24 protein-coding genes and 1 tRNA gene are annotated in these 24,500 nt (G+C 45.5%); 11 read left to right on the plus strand and 14 right to left on the minus strand.

What is annotated here, in order from left to right; all coding sequences use genetic code 11:
* Positions 1–38: 38 nt before the first annotated feature.
* Positions 39–524, plus strand: coding sequence for an SCP2 sterol-binding domain-containing protein (locus tag B5444_RS07135; RefSeq protein ID WP_079654522.1), 486 nt, complete (start codon positions 39–41; stop codon positions 522–524).
* Here the strand turns inward: B5444_RS07135 and truA are convergent.
* From truA to B5444_RS07175, 8 genes are read right to left on the minus strand one after another with little or no spacing between them, the layout of a single operon-like run.
* Positions 521–1,246, minus strand: a complete 726-nt coding sequence (truA, locus tag B5444_RS07140; protein ID WP_079654523.1) for a tRNA pseudouridine(38-40) synthase TruA — start codon at positions 1,244–1,246, stop codon at positions 521–523. The two genes, B5444_RS07135 and truA, sit on opposite strands and share 4 nt — an antisense overlap.
* Positions 1,247–3,427 (minus strand): lipoyl protein ligase domain-containing protein, encoded by a 2,181-nt coding sequence (locus B5444_RS07145; protein ID WP_079654524.1) that lies wholly within the window; start codon positions 3,425–3,427, stop codon positions 1,247–1,249. It lies immediately after the preceding gene.
* Positions 3,428–3,486: 59 nt separating this feature from the next.
* Complete coding sequence (locus B5444_RS07150) at positions 3,487–4,041, minus strand: thermonuclease family protein (RefSeq protein ID WP_231967112.1); 555 nt, start codon at positions 4,039–4,041, stop codon at positions 3,487–3,489.
* Complete coding sequence (locus B5444_RS07155) at positions 4,031–4,873, minus strand: damage-control phosphatase ARMT1 family protein (RefSeq protein WP_079654526.1); 843 nt, start codon at positions 4,871–4,873, stop codon at positions 4,031–4,033. The genes B5444_RS07150 and B5444_RS07155 overlap by 11 nt, the downstream gene beginning before the upstream one ends.
* Entirely contained in the window at positions 4,870–5,862 is a 993-nt protein-coding gene (locus B5444_RS07160; RefSeq protein WP_079654527.1) for a DHH family phosphoesterase, read from the minus strand. Before B5444_RS07160 ends, B5444_RS07155 begins: the two co-directional genes overlap by 4 nt.
* A gap of 25 nt (positions 5,863–5,887) precedes the next feature.
* Positions 5,888–8,662 carry an isoleucine--tRNA ligase gene (gene ileS, locus B5444_RS07165; RefSeq protein WP_079654528.1) on the minus strand — a complete coding sequence of 925 codons (2,775 nt, stop codon included), beginning with the start codon at positions 8,660–8,662 and terminating at the stop codon, positions 5,888–5,890.
* Entirely contained in the window at positions 8,628–9,743 is a 1,116-nt protein-coding gene (locus tag B5444_RS07170) for a 5-(carboxyamino)imidazole ribonucleotide synthase (protein WP_079654529.1), read from the minus strand. The genes ileS and B5444_RS07170 overlap by 35 nt, the downstream gene beginning before the upstream one ends.
* Before the next feature lie 2 nt (positions 9,744–9,745).
* A complete protein-coding gene (locus tag B5444_RS07175; RefSeq protein ID WP_079654530.1) occupies positions 9,746–11,455 on the minus strand; it encodes an FAD-dependent oxidoreductase in 1,710 nt (569 codons plus the stop codon).
* Between the two features lie 32 nt (positions 11,456–11,487).
* On the opposite strand from B5444_RS07175, the gene purC reads away from it, so the two are divergent.
* From purC to B5444_RS07200, 5 genes are all read left to right on the plus strand, one after another.
* A complete protein-coding gene (purC, locus tag B5444_RS07180; RefSeq protein ID WP_079654531.1) occupies positions 11,488–12,186 on the plus strand; it encodes a phosphoribosylaminoimidazolesuccinocarboxamide synthase in 699 nt (232 codons plus the stop codon).
* Complete coding sequence (locus tag B5444_RS07185; RefSeq protein ID WP_079654532.1) at positions 12,179–12,919, plus strand: sulfite exporter TauE/SafE family protein; 741 nt, start codon at positions 12,179–12,181, stop codon at positions 12,917–12,919. The genes purC and B5444_RS07185 overlap by 8 nt, the downstream gene beginning before the upstream one ends.
* A 209-nt stretch (positions 12,920–13,128) precedes the next feature.
* A tRNA-Ile gene (locus B5444_RS07190) sits at positions 13,129–13,200 on the plus strand.
* A 14-nt stretch (positions 13,201–13,214) separates the two neighbouring features.
* Positions 13,215–14,579, plus strand: a complete 1,365-nt coding sequence (locus tag B5444_RS07195) for a YchF/TatD family DNA exonuclease (RefSeq protein WP_079654533.1) — start codon at positions 13,215–13,217, stop codon at positions 14,577–14,579.
* A 4-nt stretch (positions 14,580–14,583) separates the two neighbouring features.
* On the plus strand, positions 14,584–14,793 hold the full coding sequence (locus B5444_RS07200) for a hypothetical protein (protein ID WP_079654534.1): 210 nt from the start codon (positions 14,584–14,586) through the stop codon (positions 14,791–14,793).
* On the opposite strand, the gene B5444_RS07205 is transcribed toward B5444_RS07200, so the two are convergent.
* Both B5444_RS07205 and B5444_RS07210 read right to left on the minus strand, forming a co-directional pair.
* Positions 14,788–15,531, minus strand: a complete 744-nt coding sequence (locus tag B5444_RS07205) for an ABC transporter permease (protein WP_079654535.1) — start codon at positions 15,529–15,531, stop codon at positions 14,788–14,790. The genes B5444_RS07200 and B5444_RS07205 overlap by 6 nt on opposite strands.
* On the minus strand, positions 15,515–16,039 hold the full coding sequence (locus tag B5444_RS07210) for a TlpA disulfide reductase family protein (RefSeq protein WP_079654536.1): 525 nt from the start codon (positions 16,037–16,039) through the stop codon (positions 15,515–15,517). The genes B5444_RS07205 and B5444_RS07210 overlap by 17 nt, the downstream gene beginning before the upstream one ends.
* A gap of 42 nt (positions 16,040–16,081) precedes the next feature.
* On the opposite strand from B5444_RS07210, the gene B5444_RS07215 reads away from it, so the two are divergent.
* From B5444_RS07215 to B5444_RS07235, 5 genes are read left to right on the plus strand one after another with little or no spacing between them, the layout of a single operon-like run.
* Positions 16,082–16,930 carry a YicC/YloC family endoribonuclease gene (locus B5444_RS07215; protein WP_079654537.1) on the plus strand — a complete coding sequence of 283 codons (849 nt, stop codon included), beginning with the start codon at positions 16,082–16,084 and terminating at the stop codon, positions 16,928–16,930.
* 19 nt (positions 16,931–16,949) lie between these two features.
* Positions 16,950–17,426: a thioredoxin-dependent thiol peroxidase gene (gene bcp, locus B5444_RS07220; protein ID WP_079654538.1), complete on the plus strand. Its 477-nt coding sequence runs from the start codon at positions 16,950–16,952 to the stop codon at positions 17,424–17,426.
* Positions 17,423–18,253, plus strand: a complete 831-nt coding sequence (gene sppA, locus B5444_RS07225; protein WP_154021755.1) for a signal peptide peptidase SppA — start codon at positions 17,423–17,425, stop codon at positions 18,251–18,253. The genes bcp and sppA overlap by 4 nt, the downstream gene beginning before the upstream one ends.
* Before the next feature lie 3 nt (positions 18,254–18,256).
* Positions 18,257–19,885, plus strand: coding sequence for a cytochrome c biogenesis protein ResB (resB, locus tag B5444_RS07230; protein ID WP_079654539.1), 1,629 nt, complete (start codon positions 18,257–18,259; stop codon positions 19,883–19,885).
* Entirely contained in the window at positions 19,866–20,165 is a 300-nt protein-coding gene (locus B5444_RS07235) for a beta/alpha barrel domain-containing protein (protein WP_079654540.1), read from the plus strand. Before resB ends, B5444_RS07235 begins: the two co-directional genes overlap by 20 nt.
* Here B5444_RS07235 and argB read toward each other — a convergent pair.
* From argB to rbfA, 4 genes are read right to left on the minus strand one after another with little or no spacing between them, the layout of a single operon-like run.
* Entirely contained in the window at positions 20,157–21,053 is an 897-nt protein-coding gene (gene argB / locus B5444_RS07240) for an acetylglutamate kinase (protein WP_154021763.1), read from the minus strand. The genes B5444_RS07235 and argB overlap by 9 nt on opposite strands.
* Positions 21,053–21,985, minus strand: a complete 933-nt coding sequence (fabD, locus tag B5444_RS07245) for an ACP S-malonyltransferase (RefSeq protein ID WP_079654542.1) — start codon at positions 21,983–21,985, stop codon at positions 21,053–21,055. The genes argB and fabD overlap by 1 nt, the downstream gene beginning before the upstream one ends.
* A gap of 7 nt (positions 21,986–21,992) precedes the next feature.
* Positions 21,993–24,191 carry a DEAD/DEAH box helicase gene (locus B5444_RS07250; protein WP_079654543.1) on the minus strand — a complete coding sequence of 733 codons (2,199 nt, stop codon included), beginning with the start codon at positions 24,189–24,191 and terminating at the stop codon, positions 21,993–21,995.
* Complete coding sequence (rbfA, locus tag B5444_RS07255; protein ID WP_079654544.1) at positions 24,176–24,496, minus strand: 30S ribosome-binding factor RbfA; 321 nt, start codon at positions 24,494–24,496, stop codon at positions 24,176–24,178. Before rbfA ends, B5444_RS07250 begins: the two co-directional genes overlap by 16 nt.
* Positions 24,497–24,500 lie beyond the last annotated feature (4 nt).

A 24,500-nucleotide genomic window follows, 5' to 3' on the forward strand; every position in this document is an offset into this window, starting at 1 on the left:
CATATATTTTGGTCTAAAAAGCAGCTGGAGGTTAAAAGATGAAAAAGCTCCTAGGTTTTACCCTTCTAGGGATGGGGATTTCCTTCTCAGCACCCATCTTTATGGATGCAGAGTACGCCAAAGAGTTGTGCCATATGTGGAACAAAACGCCACAGCTGGTGGAGGAGCTCGGCAAGAGTGAAAGCTGGATGGCCGCTCCAGAGAGGAAGATATTCATCTACAGGGAGGACTGTGGAGATAAAAAGCAGATCCAGCTGACCATAAAGAACGAGAACGGAAAGGCTGTGTGCGTGTACGGAGGATGGGCGAAGGACAAGAGGGGTAAGGATGACTTTCTCATGTACGCAGAGACGAAAAGATGGCTTGAGATGGGAAGGAAAGAGTATGGACCTATGAAGGCGATGATGCTGGGAAGGCTAAAGTTTGAAGGTCCCAAGTTTGTAGCTATGAAAAACATGGGACCCTTTGAAGCCTTCTTGGATATAGTAGACAACCCACCTCATGACAGCAGCAGGTGTCCTTAAAGGATAACCTCCTCTAGGGTCAGCCCCTTAGCCTTTGCCGAGTAGGGGCATTTGGCCCCTTTTAGATACTCTTCAACATTCTTTAGATCTATTTTACCGAGTCCCACATGTACGATAGCACCTACCATACGCCTGACCATATACCTGAGAAAGTGTGAAGCTCTGAAGCTTATGGTTATAAGCTCTCCCTCCACCTTCATATTCACCTCCTTAAGATGTACAACCGTGTTTTTGTCTTCCTCTTCAAGCTTTGCAAAACCAGAAAAGTCGTGTTCACCCACGAGTATGTTACATGCTTCCTTCATGGCATCAAGGTCTAAAGTCCTGGGTAGCTGCCAAACGAACGGATAAAGGAAGGGATCTCTTCTGTAAGAGTTATGTATACGGTACGAATACACTTTTTCTTTTACATGATAGCGCGCGTTGAAAGTGGGGTCTACCTTTAGAACTTCCTTTACTCCTATGTCCTTTGGTAACATGCCGTTGAGGGCCTTCAGTAGGGCTTCATCTTTTACATCCTTTTGGGATAGGAAGTTGGCCACGTAGTCCTTTGCGTGCACTCCTGCATCTGTTCTACAACAACCGATTAGCTTCACTGGATGTCCCAAAATGGTGTTTAAAGCCTCCGATAAAACTCCCTGTACAGTCCTTAGACCTGGCTGGACCTGCCACCCGTGGAAATCAGTCCCTACGTAAGAGAGCCTAAGGAGGTAGTTGATCATCTACAGTAGCTTTGTAAGGTCACGAATCTTCTCAGCATCAGTGAAGCTCGTGGAAGCATGAGCCTCTGGATGACCGTACAGACCGCAGAGGGTAACTATGGTAGTGGGTGTATGTTTTCTTAGCATCCTTATGACGAAGTCTGTCCTGTAGCAGTGGACTCCCACCAGAAGGGTTAGGTCGTTCTGTGTATGCAATATAGTATGGTATGGATTGGGAGGATCCATCTCTACTGTTGGGTCGTACTTCTTGAGCTTGGGCCTGTAATCGGGGAGGATCTTTACCATGACCTTGTCTAACTTTTCCAATAGCTCTCTCACAGCTTGTGCCTTTTGCCTTAGTTCCTCCTCTCCAAAGTCCCACAGGAGCAATGGACCTACTACTAGGGTAGGCCTTTTAGACTCTTTTATAAGCTTTGCTATGTACTCAAGGGCTTCTTTGTAGCTTACGGCTCTATCTCCTATAGTGGCTTCACCTTTGAAGACTTCTTCCTGCATGGCTGTTCTAGTCCTATCCTCTTGTGGGGTAGGGACAGCCTTTGGTTTTTTGTAGTACGAGGGGATAAACTCCTTGAAGTATGGAGAAAAATCAAAGGATTGATTCTTCTTATGGTGTGAACCGTCTATAGACTCTTTTACCGATAGGCTCTTATAAAGGTCCTCCTTTATCAGATCCAGCTCTACTGTAAACTCTCCGTGATAGGCTTTTTCTTCTTCTTCAACTCCAAGACTGTAGCAAGTGGTACCCACTATGTCAAAAAGCACACCGTTAGCTCCTTCCTTGGAAGCCCTCTGGAATATCTCATACCTCTTTTCATAAAACTCATAGCAGCAGTGGCCTATGTACGTATAACCGTTTTTGGCACACCACAGGAGTGTATCCCTCAAGAGTTCAAAGGAAGTTATGGTTATGGGTATCATGCCCTTTTCATAAGCGAGCCTGTAGGCATCTCCTACAGTACATCCACCACACTCTCCACAGTCATCCAGATGTCTGTAGTCACACCACCTTGGCTTTGCACAGTAAGGTAATAGCATAACCTTGGCCTTTTTTATGTTCTCAATAAGCGGAGCACCTATGGAAGCTATTATGTTGTTAAGTCTTTTTTTTTCTATGCCAAGGTCAAGACCTTCCACCTTCCTTAAAGGAAAGATGACCGCCTCTACAAAGTCATCCACAGTAAGGTTAAGACCTTCCCACTCTCTGTTCTCAAAGAACTCTCTTATCCTCTTTTCCACATCCCTGATGGGTGTATGCTTTAGGTACGCCTCCAGGTCGTATATGAGCCTTTGGGGTTTTACAAAAAGATCTCCGTTTATGATAACCTCCTGTAGGACCATCCTCTGAGTGTCCACCTTAGCAGAAACCCTAAAGGTTCCACCTGGACACCTGTATATACCATAGAGCATCTCCATACTTTCGGGAGCCTTCTTCACGTGGTATATCCATTCTTCGCTGGCAAAGTAATCTCTTTTCTCTTCAAGTAGATTTAGTTCTTCCTGTGTCAGCTCTCCCCACTGGTATTCTATGCCTAGCTCTTCAGACAGACCTTCCAGTATGGCATCAAAGACTTCCTTATCTTCAGGAAGTCTACCTAAGTACCTCTTTACCCACTCTACCCTATCCTCAGCGCTCTTTATACCCTTTGAAGTGAGCTTTTCTACTGGAATCTGGAGGGACTTTAACATCCTTTCTACACTAAAGTCCATCAGTATGGTACCCTGGTAGAGGAAGGAATTACCTTCAAAGACTCCACCCGTTCCAGAAATCTTCCTACCTTCTACCTCTATATCGTTCCTTGGTCTGAACTCCGCAGGAATGCCTAGCTTTCTTAAACCTCTGGCTACACCCTGACATATCTTCTTGGTTAGTTCTTCGTAACTACTAACTCCCAAATCCGCCGTAGACCCTATCACCTCCCATCCTATCTGTGACCTGTCAAAGTAGATGGCTCCTCCTCCTGTTATCCTCCTGCCTACCTGTATACCTTCCCTTTGGGTGTACTCGAGCCTCACTTCCTGCTCTATGGCTTGGTGAAAGCCTATGAGTACACACTCTGGATCAAACTTCAGAAACCTTATGGTATTTGGTATCTTCCCCTCTGATCTTAGGTCCAACATTATCCTGTCTAGGGCTATGTTCTCGTAGTGTGGTCTGGGCCCTGTATAGACAACTCTCCACATACTTCTCCTCCTTTTTCAGGAAAATTTTGCTGAAAAGACCTGTAGGGAAATGACTTATATCACCTGCCCCAGAAGCCCTTTCTTTCTTCTCTTGCTTTTCTCTGAGCTTCCAAGAAGTGTTCCGCATACTTTACGTTTGGTGGTATCGTGTACACCTGTGCGTATCCTTCTCTTATCAAGATCTCATTCAGCATTCTTCCATCCTCTAACCATACGTAAGCAAGTAGCCTTCCATACTTGTCTGTAGGTTGGACGTCTGTTTCAAGGTATACCTTTGTACCGGGCTTTAGTATACTGCTGGTAAACTTTTTAGCCTCTTGTCCCATCTTTATGATCTCATCTAGACTCTGACCTGTCTTTGCAGAATCCCTATAAGCCTTTTGGTTTGCTGAGCTTTCTGGAGTATCCACACCTATCAGCCTAACCTTTATCTCTTCATTACCTCGTACACATACGAAGGTGTCACCGTCTACTACCCTCTTCACTATGCACTCATCTCCCTTTGGTTTAACGCTGACCTGCTGTGGTGCTTCTTGGACTTTCTTTGGAGCTTCTTGAACCTTGCAACCTGAAAGGATGAGCGCAAGCAAGAGCAGTAAAAATCTAACCATCATACATACCTCCCACAAAGAATGCTACTTTACCCTGAGGACTCTTTGCTTCCCCCTCTATCACTTTACATTTTACAGTAAGAAGGAAGAATACCTTTCTGTTGGAAGAGCTCAAAGTCTCATAGTTGGCCTGTCCTTTGCTTATGACTATATCAGACTCGTAGAAGGTCTTTCTAAACTCCTCCGAACAGTCCTCTAAGAAGGTCCCTACCTTATCAGAACCGTTCTCTATAACTCTGCATAGCTTGTCCATACCTACTTCTATGGCGTCTTCCATGAGGGCATCGTTAAGTATAGGATAGCTTTTTACAGCGTAAACTACTTCCTTGCCTGCCTTTACGAGCTTTTCCACAAGAAGGGTGTCAAAAGCAATTTCTCCGGCGTTGTCTCCTACTATGAGTATAGATCTTGCCTTTAGGAACTCCTCCACAAAGCTTTCGTACTCAAACCTACCTACTCCTATGTTTAGTATGTCGTCCAAGTTTACAGAATCTTTTATGGCAAAGTCTACAGCGTTCCCAGCTCCTGAGAGTATGAGCACTTCTCTAAGATCAAGATCCTTTTCCTTGAGGTTTTTTAGTATACTGTAAGCCTTTGCATTGGAAAGCTTTTTTATTTCATAGAAAGGATCCTCCTGACCTGTTAACTCTTTGACCAACTTTTGTATGTAATAAGCGTAGTAAGCTGGACTTTTATCTATTGTCTGAAGGCTGGAGAGGTATCTGACAAGCTCTAAAGCGATCTCTTTCTGTTTGTCGTCATCTAGATTTAACCTTTTGACGGCGTTTATACCCTGATTTATGAGGCATGGTATGCACGGAGCTTTTGCTATCATACTTGCACAACCTTCAACAGGCCAGCCTCCTTTAATCCCTCCCTTATGGCGTGTAGTAGTTTATCCATAGCTTCTTGGTAGGAGCTTGCCCTTATCTTTGCACCCGAAGCATACTTGTGCCCACCACCACCAAGAAGGTTGGCTACTTTCGCCACGTCTACCTTACCCTTCGACCTTAGAGACACCTTCCAAACACCTTCATCAGGTTTCTCTATGAGAGCGTAGGCTACTTCAACACCCTCTATGGACCTTGGGAAGTTTACAAGACCTTCGCTGTCTGGATACTCTGTACCTGTTTCTTTGAAAAACTTGTCAAATACAGTGACTCCTGCTACTAAACCTTCTTCGTGTAGGGTTATGGTTTCTAAGACCTTGGCTGTTAACTTTATCTTTGCTAGGGATTCTCTCTCTGAGAACATGGTGTAGGTCCAGTAGGGTTTGGCTCCCTTTTGGCATAGCTCCCTAGCTAGCTCAAAGGTTCGTTCGTCAGTGTTCGAATACCTGAAAAAGCCTGTATCGGTGGCAAGCCCTGCATATATACACTCAGCAATCTGCTCGTCTATGAGATTCTCATCCCAAGCCTTCATGAGCTCATAAACCAACGTAGTGGTAGATGGTGCTGACGGATCTATGTAATCCCACTGTCCGTAAAAATCTCCACCTACGTGATGGTCTATGCGTGCCTTCTTTATGGCCCTCACTTCGGCACCGGCTCTATAGAAGCCGCTAGCATCCACTATTATGCCAACGTCAAACACCTCCGGTAGGGGAAGCCTCTGCACGTGCTCCACACCTGGGAGGAAATCCAAGAAGTGGGGCACTTTATCCTTACAAGCTATGGTAACATCTTTGCCGAGCTTTTTAAGAAACATATAGAGGGCCAAGGCGCTGCCCAAAGTGTCCGCATCGGGGTTTTCGTGCGACACTATCAAAATCTTACCCTTTTCTTCTTTTAAAAGTTCTATAATAGGAATACTTTCCTTAACCATCCTCCTACCTCCGAACCTATTAAATTTATTCCTTTATGCCTAAGCTTTCCAGAGCTTTAGCACACCTACTGCATACTTCTCCTTCAAATTCTTCCTCGTGATAGTAAAGCCAGCACCTTGGACACTTTTTCCCCTCTACCCTGCTGACACCTGTATAAAGACCTTCCAAATCCTCTGATTGGTACCTGTACTTGCCTCCTTCCGAAAGCTCTACCCGGCTTACGGTAAAGAAGTACTTAAGGTGATCCTCATACCGCTTTAGAACTTCCAGGACATCTTCTCTTCCCCATACAAAAACATGGGCTTCGTAAGGATGAGCTATCTCTTTCTGACTTCTTGCCATTTCAACGGCGCTCATGACAGCATCTCTTACCTTGAGTATAAGCTTAAAGTCTTCCTCCAAACCTTTGTTTACAAGGCTTTCATCTGGTTTTGGCATGCTATGAAGGAATACACTCTCTGGAAGGGAAGGGTCTAACCTTCTTATGTGCTGCCATGCCTCTTCGGCTGTAAAGCTTAAGAAGGGTGCTATACCCGTGGTGATAGCAAGGAGAAGCTGGTAAAGAACCGTTTGTGCTGATCTCCTCTCCCAGGAGCTGGGAGCGTACACGTAAAGCCTGTCCTTTAGCACGTCTAGATAAAAGGAGGAAAGCTCCACGGAGCAGAAGTTTCTTATAAGCTGGTAGACTCTGTAAAACTGATAATTTTCGTAGTGTCTGTGTACTTCCTTAAGTATTCCTTGGAGGTAGGAGAGCATCCACCTGTCCAAAGGGTGGAGTTTGTCAACCGGTATGGCTGAAGATATCTCAAAGTCGTAAAGGTTACCTAGTAAGAACCTTATAGTGTTTCTTATCTTCTTGTAGTCTTCTACTACGTTCCTTAGGATGTTCCTGCCAAGCCTCATATCCTCCGTGTAGTCTTCTGAAACCACCCAAAGCCTGAGTACGTCTGCACCGAACTCCTTTATTATCTCTTGAGGTGAGATGACATTCCCGAGAGACTTGGACATTTTTCTACCTTTCTCATCAACGGTAAAGCCATGCGTCAGTACAGCTTTATACGGAGCATCTAGGTAGCTTCCCACAGACTCAAGGAGGGATGACTGGAACCATCCCCTGTGCTGATCAGATCCCTCAAGGTAAAGATCTGCCTTCTGTATGCCTCTCTTCCTAAGAACATACGCATGGGTGGATCCAGAGTCAAACCACACGTCCAGTATGTCTTCTTCCTTCCTAAACTCCTTAGATCCGCAGTAAGGACATGAAAAGCCTTCTGGCAGAAGTTCCTCTTCCTTTAGTTCAAACCAGGCATCAGCCCCAAAAGGATGTTTTTCAAATATCTGCGCTACATGTTTGAAGATTTCTGAAGAGTGTACTACATGGCCGCAGGACTTACAGTAGAACACAGTTATGGGAACACCCCAGTACCTCTGTCTTGATATACACCAATCTGGTCTCTGTTCTACCATAGACTTTATCCTGTTCTTGCCGTAAGGGGGTATCCATTGGACCTCTTCTATCTTCTCAAGGGCTAGCTGTCTTAGAGTTTTGCCTTCAAAGGGAGTGTCTAAACTTATAAACCATTGAGGTGTTGCCCTGAAGATGACAGGGTTTTTACACCTCCAGCAGTGAGGGTAGGAGTGGACTATCTTTTCCTGATGGATAAGCAGTCCCTTCTCCTTTAAGTACTCTATTATCCTCTCGTTGGCCTCAAAGACTCTAAGACCTCTCAAGAACTCTGGAGCTTCATCTGTAAACCTCCCTTCATCGTCCACTGGTGCGAAGGGTTCAAGTCCATACCGCAAGCCAACTATGTAGTCCTCCCTACCGTGCCCTGGTGCCATGTGTACCAGTCCGCTACCCGTTGATAGGTCTACAAACTCCGAAGGGTAAACCTCTCCAACACCACCGAAGGGTCTTTCGTACTTTAGCCCTACTAGGTCCTTGCCCAAGACCTCTTTGACCACTTGAGCCTCGGCCTTTAGCTTAATTAGCAACTGCTGCAAAAGGGCCTTGGCTACTATGTAGACTTCTTCGCCTATCCTGGCAAAGACGTACTCGTAATCTGGGCCCACCATAACGCCCATATTGGCGGGAAGGGTCCATGGGGTGGTAGTCCAGATTACCAGGTATGTTCCTTTTTCATTGAGAAGAGGGAGCTTTACATAGATGCTGGGGTCTTCCTTCTCGTAGTACTCCACTTCTGCTTCTGCTTCCGCCGTTTTGTCATATATGCACCAGTAAACAGGCTTCTTACTTCTTATAACCAGACCTCTCTCAAAGAGTCGTCCGAGTTCTCTTACTTCCTGCGCCTGAAAGCCAGGAGCCATAGTTATGTAAGGATTGTCCCAATCTCCCAAAACTCCGAGCCTTATAAAGTCCTGCTTTTGTAACTGTATGTACTTCTCTGCATACTCTCTGCAGAGTCTTCTAAATTCAGCCTTAGACAAGTCTTCCTTCCGTAACTTTTTGGCCTTCAGCTCCTTCTCTACACCTTGCTCTATAGGAAGACCATGGCAATCCCAACCTGGTACGTAATCAACCCTATAGCCTGTAAGTAGCTTGTACTTCACTATCACATCCTTTAGGATCTTGTTGAGAGCGTGGCCTATGTGAATAGTTCCGTTGGCGTAGGGTGGTCCGTCGTGAAGCACAAAGAGAGGAGCGTTCTTTTTTACCTCTTGTATTCTTCCGTAAAGACCTTTCCAAAGGTCTAAGATGTGTGGCTCCCTCTCTGGGAGGTTTGCCTTCATAGGAAAGTCTGTTTTAGGTAGGTTGAGCGTATCCTTGTAGTCTACCATAACCAAAAATTATACCTGTGTATATAGTCTGAAGCACTTTTTGAACCTTTTCTTTCAAGCTCTGGTAATCTTCTGAAACTACATTTACATGTCCCATTTTCCTCCTTGGTCTCTTTTCTTTGCCGTAGTAATAGAGTTTTGTACCTTCTATGGATAGAAGTTCGTGGATAGGGATATCTTCTAGGGACAGCCCGAGTAGGTTTACCATGCCGGATGGAGCCTTAAGCTTGGTGGAGCCTAAAGGAAGACCACATATGGCCCTTACGTGGTTTTCAAACTGAGATGTGTAGGATCCGTCTAGGGTGTAATGGCCCGTGTTATGAACCCTTGGAGCTATTTCGTTTATCAACACTTTACCCTTAGCGTAGAAAAACTCTATGGCTAGAATGCCTACGTACCTTAGGTCTTCCGCTAGCTGCATGAAAATTTCCTCTGCCTGTTTTACATCCTCCTCTAACGTGTAGTTGTATAGGAGTATCCCCGAGTGGTTGTAGTTGTAAGTAGGAGTATAGGTAAGTATGTTCCCTTCTTTGTCTCTTGCTCCCACTATGGAGATCTCAAAGTCAAAGTCTATGAGCTCCTCCACCAAGAAGACTTCATCAGGCTTATGGTTTTGGATGATACTCTGTATATCCTCCAGGGTGTACACTCTGTAAAGACCCTTTCCGTCGTAGCCAAAGCTTTCGGATTTTACCACGGCTGGAAGACCAAACTCCTCAAGTTTATTCTTGAGGTCTTTCAGTGTGCAGTGGGTAAACCTTGGAACTGGATAGCCTAGCCTTTCAAGGAAGAGCTTTTCCTGGACCTTGCTACGCTTTATCTTTAGCACATCTATGCTTGGTAGCAGTTTAGGGCTTACAAAGTTTAAGACTTCTTCGTCTACATGTTCAAACTCGTAAGTTATCACATCACACAGACGGAAGAACTCCTCTAGCCTTTCCTTTGTAAAGCATCCATCGGCTACCTTACACGCTGGTGCTCTTGTGTTTTCCTCCAAGACCAAGAACTCAAACCCTAGCTTTTTTCCCTCAAGGATGGTCATCCATCCTAGCTGTCCGCCACCCAGTATGCCTACTCTCATCTCTAGTACTTCCGTTCGGCAGGCTGGTACTTGAGTATGCGAACAGGTATGTAGCTAAGTTCAAGCTTCTCACCGTCAAACCTAACGAGTGTGTGCTTCAAGAAGTTTTCGTCATCTCTGTACGGGTAGTCTTCCCTCGAGTGGCCACCCCTTGACTCCCTTCTATGAAGGGCGCAGAAGGCTACTACTCTAGCTAGTTCTAGCATATTCCTCAGTTCCATGACCTCTAGCAAGTTGGTGTTGAAAACCTTGCTCTTGTCCACTACAGGTATGGACTTCCATTGTTCTAGAAGATCGGAGAGCTCTTCGTAGGCTTCCTTCAGAGACCTTTCATCCCTGAATATACCCACCTTCTCCCACATGATCTCGCCCATCTTCCTCCTTACCTCAGAAAGCTTTGCTTTTCCTTCTCTCTTTAAGAGTTCCTCCACGTAAGCCTGTCCCTTCTTCTCCTCTGAGGGTATTACCTTTGGCATGGGGGCATACTTGGCGTACTCTCTTACTGCTATCCCGCAGTACTTGCCAAAGACCATAAGCTCCGTGAGAGAGTTACCCCCAAGTCTGTTAGCTCCATGTACAGAGACGCATGCACACTCGCCTACAGCGTAAAGACCTTCCATGGGTGTTGATGAGGTCATGTAGTTTTCTATGTGTATACCACCCATGCAGTAGTGAGCTGTGGGTCTTATGGGTACAAGGTCGTAGACAGGATCCACACCTTCAAAGTCTATGGCAAGCTGCCTGACCTGTGGCAGTCTTTGCTTTATCTTCTCTTCACCCAAGTGTCTCAGGTCAAGGTACACATAAGCGTACGTACCCTCACCTACTCCTCTGCCTTCCTTTATCTCCATTTCTATGGCTCGCGAGACGAGATCCCGTGGAGCCAGCTCCATCTTTTCTGGTGCGTACCTCTGCATAAACCGCTCACCAAGAGCGTTCAAAAGGTATCCACCTTCTCCTCTACAAGCTTCAGAAAGTAGTATGCCCGTCTTGGCAAGGCCTGTAGGATGGAACTGGATGAACTCCATATCCTTCAGGGGTATCCCGTTCCTAAGGGCAACTGCCACACCATCTCCTGTGTTACCCACAGCGTTAGTGCTCCTCTGCCAATAAACTCTGGCAAAGCCGCCTGTAGCCAAGACTACCGCCTGAGCCCAGAGGTTTACCACCTCACCGTTCCTTATGTCGTACAGGCTAACTCCGTACACTCTTTGTCCATCGTGCAGGAGGTCAAGCAGGAAAAACTCGTTGTAAAAGTCTATGTTTTCCCTGGCTAGAGCCTGCTCAAAGAGAGTATGCAGTAGTACGTGCCCTGTCCTATCTGCTGAGAAGACGGTCCTAGGGAAGGATGCACCACCGAAAGGTCTTTGGGCTATCCTTCCATCTGGAAGCCTTGAGAAGGGAACTCCCCATCTATCAAGCTCATAAATGATCTCAGGAGCGTTCTGACACATAAACTCTACAGCATCTTGGTCAGCTAAGAAGTCAGAACCCTTTATAGTATCAAAGGCATGTTTTTCAGGACTGTCCTCCTCAGCTACGTGTCCCAAGGCCGCGTTCATACCACCCTGGGCAGCACCTGTATGGGAACGCGTAGGGTAAACCTTGGAAACTACGGCAACCTTCAGCTTTTCATCCCGTGCCACTTCTATGGCAGTGCGAAGGCCAGCACCACCACCACCTACTATGATCACATGGTAAAAGTTGTTCATACATAGTATTTTATCTTTTACAATAGTCAGTCATGCAGAAGCTTTACGAAGGAAAGGCAAAGGTAGTGTACCTGACCCAGGACCCAGACAAGCTTATACTCTACTTTAAGGATACGGCCACAGCCTTTGATGCTACCAAGAAAGCAGAAGTCCAAGATAAGGGAGTGGTAAACAACACCATATCAAGCCTTCTCTTCGAATTGCTAAACATGTCTGGCATAAGGACCCACTTTATCCAAAAACTCTCAGACAGGGAGATGCTTGTATGGAAGACAGAGAGGATAGACGTGGAGGTAGTGGTAAGGAACATAGCAGCTGGCAGCATATGCAAAAGGCTGGGCCTAGAAGAAGGCAAGCCCATAGATCCACCTCTGGTGGAGTTCTTTTACAAAAAGGATGAGCTTCACGATCCACTCATATGTAAAGATCACATACTCATGCTTGGTTTAATGAAAGAGGAAGAAGTAAAACATGTGAAGAGTGTAGCCTTGAAGGTAAACGAAATCCTAAGGAAGTTCTTCCTAGAGCATAGGCTCATACTTGTAGACTTTAAGCTAGAGTTTGGACGAAAGGGTGAAGAAATAATCCTCATAGACGAGATATCACCAGACACATGCAGGCTTTGGGATGCAGAGACTAAGGAAAAACTAGACAAAGATCGCTTTAGGTTCGACCTTGGAGACCTTATGGAAGGCTACAAAAAAGTACTAGAAAGAATAAAGAATGAGTGAGCATAAAGAGCTTTTGGTCATACTTTCTTCTTTTGTGGCCGGTTTAGTGAACGCTATAGCAGGTGGTGGGACCCTCCTTACCTTTCCAACCCTTGTGTTTGCAGGCCTTGACCCTATATCTGCCAACGTGACCAACACGGTAGCTTTGTGGCTTGGACCCCTCTTTGGTGCCCTTGGCTTCCGTAAACACCTGGAAAGGTCTTATCTAAAAAAGCTTGTGGTTCCTTCCTTACTGGGTGGTTTGGTGGGTGCAGTTCTCCTGATACTTACTCCGCAGAAGACCTTTGAGCTCATAGTTCCCTTCCTTATACTCTTTGCCAGCATCATACTGGCACTGAAAAGTAAGATAACAAAGTTAGTAGAGAGGTACAGACTGCCCTATCCCATCGTCTTTGTAGCAGTTTTCCTAAGCGCCGTATACGGTGGGTACTTTGGAGCCGGTCTAGGTATACTCATGCTCGCAAGCCTTTCCCTTCTTGGTATAGTAAACATCCACGCAGCCAACGCCATAAAGAACCTCTTGGGCTTTCTGATAAACCTCGTTGCCTCCGTATACTTTGCCTTTAGTGGTAAGGTATACTGGCACTACGTCTTTGTGATGATGGGTACCTTTGCGTTGGGTGGGTATATTGGAGCCCTTCTGGCCCAAAAGATGGATAAGAAGAAGGTAGAAGCCTTTATAATCCTATGGGGATTCTTCCTATCCGTGATCTTCTTCCTCAGGTTGGTGTAGTCTTCCTTCCAAAGACCTCCTCCCTAGCGGTTCCTATGTCTCTAGCTATATCCTCGTGGGTAAGTTTCAGCACCTTTCCAACCCTTGCGTTGAGGTACTCGTAAAGTCTCTGGTCAGTTTTTCTCGCTTATACCTAGTCAGTGTTTAAGTCACAGACCTTAGGGATTGCATCCACTGATGTGGAAGTGTATAATATATATTCCTGTAGTGGGTGCGTAGCTCAATGGCAGAGCGGGCGGCTCATAACCGCCCGGTTGGGGGTTCGAGTCCTCCCGCACCCATTCAAAAGAGAATCATGATAGATACACACTGTCATCTTGACCTCCTTAGGAAGGAAGATCTTGAGGAAACTCTAAGAGACCAAAGCCTTGAGTACTTGATAACCGTAGGATACGACAAGAAGACCATACAGAACGCCCTAAAGCTCTCTGGGGAAAACCAGAAGGTCTACTGCGCCATAGGCTTCCATCCCCACGAAGCTGACAAGGTAAAAGATGAAGACTTGCTGTGGCTAAAGGACCTGGCGCAAAAGAATCCAAAGGTAAGGGCCATAGGTGAGATAGGGCTTGATTATTACAAGAACTACTCAGATAAGAAAAACCAGGAGGACGTATTTCGTAAGCAGATAGCCATAGCTAGAGAACTGGGGCTACCCATAGTGGTACACTCGAGAGACGCAGAGGAAGATACCATAAGGATACTGAGGGAGGAAAGAGCCTACGAGGTGGGTGGTGTAATACATTGCTTTACAGGCTCTTACGACTTTATGAAAAAGGCAGTAGACCTTGGCTTTTACATATCCTACTCGGGGATAATAACCTATCCCAACGCCCAAGCCCTTAGGGAAGTGGTAAAGAAGACTCCTACCAACAGACTCCTTATAGAAACGGACAGTCCCTTTTTGGCACCTCAGCCCGTTAGGGGTAAACCTAACAAACCCCCCTACATATGGCATACAGCCAAGGTTATGGCCTCCTTGGTTGAAAACTGCTCCCTAGAAGACATAGACAGGCTCACCTCTTCCAACGCAAAACTTCTTTTCAACCTAGGTCTTAACGGTAAAAAGGGTACGGTGACTTATGTAATAAACAACAAGCTTTACATAAACCTTACCAACAAATGCAACCTGCACTGCGTCTTCTGCCAAAGAGAAAGAGAAAGGGACTTTTGGATAAAAGGCTACTGGGTCTGGGTAGATAGGGATCCCTCTGTAGAAGAGGTCATATCTCAGATAGATGATCCCAAAAAGTACGAAGAGATAGTCTTTGTAGGATACGGAGAGCCTACCCTTAGGTTTGAAGCTCTAAAAGCTATAGCCAAGTGGATAAAGGAAAGAGGTGGAAGGGTAAGGGTAGACACCAACGGTCTTATGTTTCACTTCCTACCAAAGGAAAAGCTAAAAGAGCTCAAGGGCTTGGTAGATGTCTGGTCGGTAAGCCTGAACGCACCCGATAGAGAAACTTACAACAGGATCTGCAGGCCAGTCATAGAGGATGCCTTTGACTATGTGGTGGATTTCATAAAAACGGCTTTGCAGGAGGGCTTTGAAGTTATAGCCACTGCAGTAGACTACCCAGGTGTAGACATAGAAAGGACAAGGCAGCTTGCCCTTTCCTTAGGAGCCAAGTGGAGGCTAAGGCACTACGATGTGTTAGGATAGAAGCATGGACGTGAAGAAGGTTCTCAGGTACACCTGGCAGGGGATATCTTTTCTTCTTATACTGTATGGCCTTTATCTTCTCTTCCTCCTCTTCCTGGATACATTCCTAAGGGTATTACCTGGACTGGCATATCCCCTCTCCTTTCTGCTCACACTGGGACTGCTTGCCTTCGTGGTGCTCTACTGGATAAAGAACAAGAGGCTCCCTCTATAGGGTTACGTACCTGTAGGAGAGGTTAAGCACAAGAAAGGAGGTTAAGAATCCCACAGAGAGGAGTATGTACATGACTACTACCTGGTAGAGCATGGCGCTTACCGGATCAGCACCTGCGAGTATCATACCTACACCTACCCCTGGTATATGAACAACACCCGCAGACTTTAGCATGTTGTACTTGGGCAACATAGCTGCATGCAAGGCCTTCTTCATGGATTCCTTTAGGGCTAACTTCAAAGGAGCACCCAAGGCTACCATAGCCTCTATCTCCCATCTTCTTAGTTGGGTTTCAGCTTTGAGTCTCTCCACAGCCAAGGCTACGTTTGAGAGGGAGTTTCCCAACACAAGACCCCAGAGACTTATGGTCTGTATGCTCTCGTGCTTTACCACGCCAAGGAGATAGACAACCAAGAACACAAAGCCGGCAGATACGTTTAGAGCAACGCTTGCTATGAGAAACTTTCTAAGAAAGCCTACGTTCAAACCGAGCCTCTCAGAAGCTATGAAGGAGCCAAACACTGACATGGAAGCAAGAACCATCCAAGTGGTGAAGCCACCCTTTATATGTAAGAGGAAGTTAAGAAAGTGACCGATAAGGAGAAGCTGCACAGTAGTCCTTATGGAGCTCTCTAATGTATGCCACTCCGCACCTAGCTTCTCCTTGTAGGACAATAAAACAACAAACAGGACTAAAAGGTAGGACAAAAGAAGCTTGTAATCAACAGGATCCGCCATCTTTAATTATCTTCTTTATGTCCTCCTCTATCTCCCTGTATACTCCAAACCTTACTTTGCACACCTTACCGTCCTTGCCCAACAGGTAAGAGGTAGGGAAGCCCATAAGACCCGTCTTCTTGGCTACTTCCTCGTTACCCAGGAGCACCTCAAAGGATATCCTCTCTTTACTAAGGTAATCCTTAAGGTTTTCCTTGTTCTCATCCATGTTCACGGCAAGTATGACAAAACCGTCTTCCTTGTATCTTTGATAGACTTTTTCAAACATGGGCATCTCTTCCCTACAAGGCGGGCACCATGTTGCCCAAAAGTTAAGCAAGACAACCTTACCCCTGTAGTCGTTAAGGGATACCTTTCTACCCTGGAGGTCTGTAAAGGTCAAGTCTTGCAGGTTTGGAATGTTACCCTGCGTAGGTGCAATTGCTGTATCCTCCCTTTCATGCAGGTATCCAGCTACAAGTATGAGCACTATTAAAATACCGCCCAGCAAAAGGCTTAGCTTCCTCATAGGTGTTTAATATAAGACCATTAGAATAAAATACTTTAGGCCATGCAAAGTATGACGGGATTCGGCAAGGCAACCTTGGAGGGAACTTCTTGGAACGTTTCTGTTCTCATAAGGAGCCTAAACGGAAAGGGTCTTGAGCTCTTCTTCAAATCGAACATAAACCTCCTTCCTCTAGAGATGGAGCTAAGAAACAGGACAAAGGAACGCATAAGGAGAGGAAGCCTCACGGTACAGGTAGAAGCACTAGCTAAGAGGATACCTCTAGAGCTAAACCCTGAAGCCGTAAAGGAAGGAGTCAGGTTCGTAAGGGCACTAAGCCAGGACATAGGTCTTAACCTCTCCGATGATGTTATCTTTCAAGTAGTCCTAAGGCTTATGGAAAGGACGAGGGAAGAATTGGACGAAGAGCTAAAAGAGTTGATCTTACAAGCCTTTGATCTTGCCCTTGAGGAGCTCATAATCTCACGGAAAAAGGAGGGAGAAGAGTTAAAGAAGGACATCCAGGAGAAGTTAAGCCAGATAGTAGAGGAGTTTGAGAAGATAAAGGAAAAGAGGCATGAAGTCTTTGAAGCCCTAAAGAAAAGGCTCCTGGAGAAGGCTCAAGAGCTATCCCTTGACGAAAAAGATCCACTGCTCATAAACGAAATGACCTTCCTACTATCCCGCATAGATGTGGAAGAAGAAGTATCACGCTTTGAGATACACCTTAGGAGATTTCAAGAGCTTCTAGATGCAGATGGTGAAGTAGGAAAACGCATGGAGTTCTTGCTCCAGGAGCTTCACAGGGAGATAAACACCCTAGGCAACAAAATGCCAGAGCTTTCTCCACACGTAGTGAACATAAAAGTCAACATAGACAGGCTAAAGCAGCAGTGTGCAAACGTAGAGTAAAAGTTTTATACTTTTCATCATGGGAGAGTTAAAGGAAGGTCAAAAGGCTCCAGATTTCTGTCTTAAGGGTATAGATAAGGAAGGGAAAGAGATAGAGTTCTGCTTGTCTAAACACCTTGGTAAGAAGCTAATCGTCTACTTTTACCCTAAGGATAACACTCCAGGATGCACGCAGGAAGCCTGCGACTTTAGGGACAGCTTGTCCACCTTGGAAAGCATGGGCTACACGGTAGTAGGTATAAGCCCAGACAGCCTTGATTCACATAGGAAGTTTAAAGAGAAGTACGGGCTTAACTTCATCCTCTTGTCAGACGAAGACAAGCAAGTGGCCAAACTATACGGTGCATACGGTAAGAAGAAGATGTACGGTAAAGAAACAGAAGGTATCATAAGGAGTACCTTTGTCATAGACGAGAAAGGTAACATAGTTCTGGCCCTATACAACGTAAAGGCAAAGGGTCATGTTCAGGATCTTCTAAAAAGGCTACCTAAATGAGATGGATCAAAAGGATACTGCTGTTCCTTATAATCCTTCTGATGGGCATCTTCCTAGGTTCCATACTGTCCCGCATACCTGTAGGAGAAAGGATAGCTGTTCTGGAGATAAAGGGAGTTATAACAGACTCTACTTATTATGTGCAGAAGCTTGAAGAGTTAAGGAAAGATCAGAGTGTGAAAGCCATAGTCCTTAGAGTTGACTCTCCAGGTGGTTCTGTGGGAGCTTCTCAGGAAATATACAGGGCTGTGGAGAGGGTTAGGAAAGATGGAAAGCCTGTGGTAGTCTCCATGGGCAGCGTGGCGGCTTCGGGGGGTTATTACGTTTCAGCTCCTGCCAACTACATACTGGCCAACCCCGGCACCATAACGGGAAGCATAGGGGTAATAGTCCAGCATATAGAGTACAAACAGCTCCTGGAAAAGCTTGGCATAAAGGCATCGGCCATAAAAACGGGCCAATTTAAGGATACCCTTTCTCCCTTTAGGGAGCTAACACCTCAGGAAAGAGAGTACCTACAGAAGACCATAGAGGATACCTACCAGCAGTTTCTGGATGCCATCTTACGCTACAGAAAGATAGAGAAAGAAAAGCTCCTTGAGGTCGCAGACGGAAGGATACTCACGGGAAGGCAAGCCAAAGAGTTAGGGCTCGTGGACGACTTAGGAAACATCCAGGACGCTATAGACAAGGCAAAGGAGCTGGCTAAAGTACCACAGGCCAGGGTCTTTTATGTAGGAGAAAGCAAGGGTATTCTGAAAAAGCTGATGGGGAACGACATGGATTCCATCTTTAACGGCTTCATGTTTTACTATCTTATGAGGTAAAGAATGCTAAAAGGCTATCCCCTCTTCATAGTTTCCTTCCTGCTTTTCATAGGTACTCTTATAGTAGGACTTTTCCACCTTAAGGAGCGTGGAAGTCTTTACTACCTTGTCCTTTCTTTAACTGGCGCATTCTTTCTGTACGGCGTGGGAAGTTTCTTGGTTGAAGCCTTCAAAAGTCTTCTGGAGGACTACAGGAAACACCGCAGCATCCTGTCCTTCCTTTATGACTTTTTCGCATCCTTAAAGCTAGCCATATTCTTGATGATAGCCCTAGGTTTGCTCTCCATGCTTGGCTCTACGTACATACAGCAGGGTCAACCTTTTGAGTTCTACATTAACCGCTATGGTAAGGAGTTAGGTCTTTGGTTCTGGAAGCTTTGGCTTACGGATGTCTTTCACTCTTGGTATTACATACTTTTCTTGGTACTTCTTGCCTTAAACCTTATCGTATGTTCCATAAAGAGGCTTCCACCCATCTGGAGACAAACCTTTAGTCCTGAGAGGTTCCAAAAACTTGACGAAAGGATGGAAAAGCATCTAAAGGCTCTCTCCTTTAGGGTCTACCCTTCTGAAGAGAAGATAGTTAACCTACTGCATAGGTTAGGCTTTAGGGTCTTTGTGCAAAAAGAAGGTGATAGGACTTATCTGTACGGAGAAAAAGGCAAATATTCAAGGCTGGGCGTGTATGTAGTTCATATTGGCCTTCTTGTGATAATGGCCGGTGCCCTTGTAGACGCACTTTTCGGTGTGAGAGGATCCCTAGTGGTGGCAGAAGGCTCAAGCTCCAACAGTCTTGTAATACCCTCTAAAGGGAAAACCTTAGACTTACCCTTTAGAGTAGAGCTTGAAAAGTTTCACATAGTCACCTACGAGGAGGAGGCACAAAGACAGGGTAAGAAGGTGGACCCAAGGATAAAGGACAACATCGCCAGCTTTGAGAGCAGGATAAGGATAATAGATGGAGGTAGGGTAGTAAAGGAGGGTCTTGTGGCTGTCAACCACCCCATAACCTACAAGGGTTACAGAATATATCAAGCTACGTATGGTCTCACTGGAGAGGTGGGAAGGGCAAAACTCGCCGTGTTTGACAGCAAGATCCTTAGAGAAGAGAAGAACCCACAGAAGGCCTTCTTAGGTGAAGTGGAGCTTGTAGCAGGAAAGGTGTCAGAGTACAGAAACATGCTCATAGCCATAGACAGATCTGTGCTAAATCTGGAGAACCCTCAGTCCCAGGAGCTAAAGCCTGCGTTGATGCTTAAGGTCCTGATGGACGGAAAATCCTACGATGTTCCAGTCATCTACAACCCACAGCTTACAGCAATAGCCTACGCTCAGCTGGGTCTTAGAGACTTTCCCTACTTCTTCATAATGCTTGATGCTGAACCTAGATACTTTAGTGGCTTTCAGGTGTCCAGATACCCTGGCACCTGGCTCATATGGCTGGGCTCCATCCTCGTAGTGGGTGGCATGCTCCTAGCTTTCTACACGGTCCACAGAAAGGTCTGGATGCGTTTAGAGGGTTCTACACTTGTGGTGGCCTTCTGGTCTCATAAGTTTAAGGAGGAGTTCAGGAAGCAGTTTATAAAAGCCTTGGAGGAGGTACACGTAAAGGATGAAGGTGTTGTTGGTTGAACCAAACCTTCTTATGCAGAGCAGGATAAAGAACGCCTTAAAGAACTTTGATGTAAGAGTGGGTAAAGACTACAGTGGAGAGGATATAGTTCTCATAAACGCAGAACTCTCAGACCCTAACCTCATAAAGGAATTCAGAGAAAAAGGTGCCAAGGTGATAGCTTACTGCGGTCACAAGAACACAGACCTTATAAAAAAGTGTTACGAACTTGGAGCCCATATGGTGGTGCCGAACAGCAGGATGACAAATCCAGAAGAAGTTATCAAAAGCTTAATCTAACACTATCTGTGTTCCTATACCCTCGTCTGTGAAGACTTCAAGGAGTATAGAGTGAGGAATCCTACCGTCTATTATGTGGACCTTTTTAACACCTTGCCTAAGGGCTTCTAGAGAACTCTTTACCTTTGGAAGCATACCACCCTTTATAGTTCCCTCGTCTATAAGCTTTTTGGCTAGGCTCTCTGTAAGGGTTGATATGAGATTCCCTTGTGAATCTTTAACTCCTGGCGTGTCCGTTAAGAATATGAGCTTTTCTGCTTTTAAAGCCGTGGCTATACTGCATGCGGCGAGGTCTGCGTTTATGTTATAAGCTTCACCCTTTTCCCCCACACCCACCGGTGCTATAACGGGTATGTAGTTTTTCTCCATAAGAGTCTTAAGTAGGTCCGTGTTTACCTCCTCTACTTGGCCCACGTAACCTATGTCCTGATCTGGCACTTCCATACCAAGGCTTGAGAAATACTCTTCCTTATTGAGTTTTCTAGCCCTTATAAGCCATCCATCCCTACCCGAGAGACCGACCGCATATATGCTCTTTCCCGAGTGGATGTTTATAAGAGAGGTTATGTCCTTGTTTATATCTCCGCTCAGAACCATCTCCACTACATGCATGGTTTTTTCATCCGTCTTCCTTATACCACCTACAAACTCTGGTTTTATGCCAAAAATCTCAAGGGTTTGGCTTATCTGAGGTCCACCACCGTGAACCACCACTACCTTTATACCTACGTATTTTAGAAGTACCACATCTTTAGCAAAGCTCTCCCGTAGCTCCTGCTGTAACATAGCAGAACCGCCGTACTTGATTACGAACACCTTGCCGTAGAATTCCCTTATGTAGGGTAAAGCTGATTGTAGAGTCCTTGCCTTCTGTATGAGATCTTCCATCATGTTAGAACCTTCAGAACTTGCTCTACGTGTTCTACCTTCTCCACGTTCAAAACTCTGACATGAGGAACCGTCTGCTGGATTAGCTTGCTGAGCACGTTCTTTGGACCTATCTCCACAAAGGTGTCTACACCTTGTTGTACCATGTAGAGCACACTCTGGTACCATCTCACCGGTGAAAAGATCTGTCTGTATAGGTTTTCCCTTATCTCGGGTGCCATACGGTGTTCCCTTGCCGTGTAGTTCTGGACTATAGGTATGCTCACATTCTGGATGGGTGTTTGTGCCAGCTTTATCCGGAAAGCATCCGCTGCACTCTTCATAAGGGAACAGTGTGAAGGGACTGAGACCTTTAGAGGTATTACCTTGCCACCCATCTGTTTTGCTATCTCAGATGCCTTCTCTACAGCCTTCTTCTCACCAGCTATAACAGTTTGTTCTGGTGAGTTGTAATTGGCTGGCTCTACAATACCCTCATCTTGAGCAAGCCTACATATCTCTTCCACTTTCTCAGGTGGGAGCTTTAGGATAGCCGCCATCATACCCTTTCCTTCCTCTACAGCTTCCTGCATATACTTTCCCCTAAGGTGTGCCAGCCTTACAGCTTGAAACAGTTCTACACCACCCGCCACAAGAAGAGCTGTATACTCTCCCAGAGAGTGTCCAGCTACATAATCGGGCTTAGGAAGGCCAAGGCTGGTAAGTACCGAGTATATGGCATAGGAGACGGTGAGTATGGCAGGCTGTGTGTTTACCGTCCTGTTTAGCTCTTCCTCTGGACCTCTGAATATGATGTCCGATAGGTTGTACCTAAGGGCCGTCTCGGCCGAATGGAACACGTCAGAAGCCTGCGAAAACTCTCGGTAAAAGTCGTACCCCATACCTACGTACTGAGAACCTTGTCCAGGAAAAACGTAGGCTATCTTCCTCATGGCTTACTTATTTTAGCATCTCCTTAGCATACTCCAACAGCTCCGACTTTTTCATCTTCACAGCCTTCTCCCCTAAGGTAAAGAGCCCATAAGCTAGGAGTATATGGTCATCCATAAGGTAAGAGTCTTTTTGTAAATAGAGTTGTCTCAATATGTTTTCCACTTCCCTTCTAGCGTCTCCATCTTTTAGCTTTCTGTATTCTGCATAAACTTCCACAAGCCTATTTTTGTCTAGCCTTTCCAAGAGATACTCCACCTTGTCTAAGAATCCTGGGGGTCTTATACCCTCTTCGTGTAAAAATCTTTTTATGGCGTTTGCTCTAAAGTGTCCTATGCCTTTGACTCCACCTATGGCAGCGTATTCTGGGCTTATACCATACTTAACCGAATGGCATACAGCCACTACATCCCTATGACTTATGTTCATAAGACCCTTAGCTCTTAGATCAATAAGGTGTCTGAGTAAATGAAGGGCATCGGTACCTAAGGAAGAAAACTCTCCCGGCGGGTTCTTCAGGTTAGGGTACTTAAAGGTAAGACCTTCTACAAAAAACAGAAACTGGTCTGTGTTGTCTTGAAAACAGTTGTCACACGTAGCTAATAGCTTTCCTTGTACATACCATCGATCATCCTGAAAGCCTTCAAACTTTTCCAGGAAGCTAAAAAGAGAGTCGAACTTTTTAGGTATGAGTGGCCTTACAACAGCAGCAATAGGGAGATAAAGCCTGTACCTTTCTATACACCTTTCCAACCTTCTTGGAGTCACACTAGCGCTTATACAAAAGATGCCCTTAGGTGTTAACTTCCAACCTTCAACATAACCCGATCGTAACAGAAAGTTAAGCTCATCCTCTATATGTCCTCTTTTTAACCATCTGTAAGAGTAAAACTTTTCAAGAAAGCTTATAAACCTTGCTCCTTGGTAGTGTATAGCAAGAAGTAGAAGCAAACCTATACTATCCAAATCTCCCAGCTTTTCATCGCTTACGAGTGTCTGGCTGTTGAAGTGCTGCACCTTCTGTTCGGAAATCCCATAGGCTAGTCTCACAGAATATCCCTTTTCCCTTATACCAAAGCGTCCAGCTCTACCTTCCATCTGCAGGATGTCTAGAGGATCTGGAGATAAATGAATTCTTGACCCTTCTCTCCTCGGCCTTATAAGGATGATCACCCTGTCGGCAGGGAGGTTTACACCATAAGCGAGCGTCTGAGTGGCTATAAGCACATCCAGCAAACCATCCCTGAAGGCATGCTCTATTTCTTCTCTTTCTTCCTTAGGAACGTCTGCGTTGTGGAAGGCCATCTCTGCTTCTTTAGTCTGGTTTTGCTTCTCAAAGGGAACTGTTTCGTTCAATATCCCTATCTTTTCCTCGTTTGCTACGCGCAAAAGCTCCCAACCTATCCTCTTTGATGGAACAAAGACTATGACCTTTTCTCCAGGCCTCTTATAGTGATACAGAGCTTCTAAGAGCCCACGGGCAATTCTTTCAGTGTTATCCATAGACGTGCCCTTTGGCGTGTACTTAGAAAGCGTGTCCACTTGGATCTCAAGCTCTGTAGGTCTCCAAAAACATTCCACGAATAGTCTGGCAGAAATGTACTCGGCCAACTTATAAGCTTCGGGAAGTGTTCCAGACATACCGAGCAAGTCTATGCCCATCTGTAGAGCATATGCTAGTATCTCCTCTACTACCCACTTTTTGCGCATCTGGTGTATCTCGTCTACCACTAGACAGGAAACATCACCAAGCCAACCTGCCCTGTTTCTCATGGAACTGACCAGGTACTCATAAGTGCATACTATTAGCTGGCCCTTTATAGGTTTGTAAGCTTCAAGTATCTTATCTCCTGTCCTTAGCTCTACCTCCGTGTAATACCTTCTAAACTCTACAGCCTTCTCGTTGACGAGGGCCTTGGTAGGTGCACAGTATACCTTTAACCCTTCCTTGTTCATCATAAACAGATATGCCAAAAGGCTTTTGCCAGCAGATGTAGGTGCACTAACCAGGGCGCTACCAGAAGTGTAGTAGTGATAGAAAGCCGTTTGAAGGGGGTTCAACGCTGGATAGGGAATTTTAGGATCTACCACGTAAGAAGGTACTGGTTCAAACTCAACCTTCTGGTTGTTTACCTCCAGAATCACCTTTCCGTATGGAGGCTTTATAAAGAACCTGCTCTCGGGCAAAACCCTTACAGTTTTTGCCATATCTTTTCAAAGTACTTGAGGTCTTTGTCAACCTTAAAGTTTATGTCAGGCACTTTTCTTAGGCTTAGGTTTTTCGCCAGGTACCATCTTATCTCCTTTTTGCTAGATTCCAACCTTTTCTTGGCCTCCTCTTCCTTTCCCTCCTCAAGAGTAGTGAAAAAAACTAAAAGATTCTGAAGGTCTGGAGTTATCTCAACCCGCGTTATGACTACGGATCTTAAAAGAGAATCTTCAGTCTCATAGAGTAGGTAGTTGGCTAATTCTTCCTTTATCTGCGATCTTAATCTTTCTATTCTTATGTTCATGACT

This window comes from Thermocrinis minervae (assembly GCF_900142435.1).
Taxonomy (GTDB): Bacteria; Aquificota; Aquificia; order Aquificales; family Aquificaceae; genus Thermocrinis_A; species Thermocrinis_A minervae.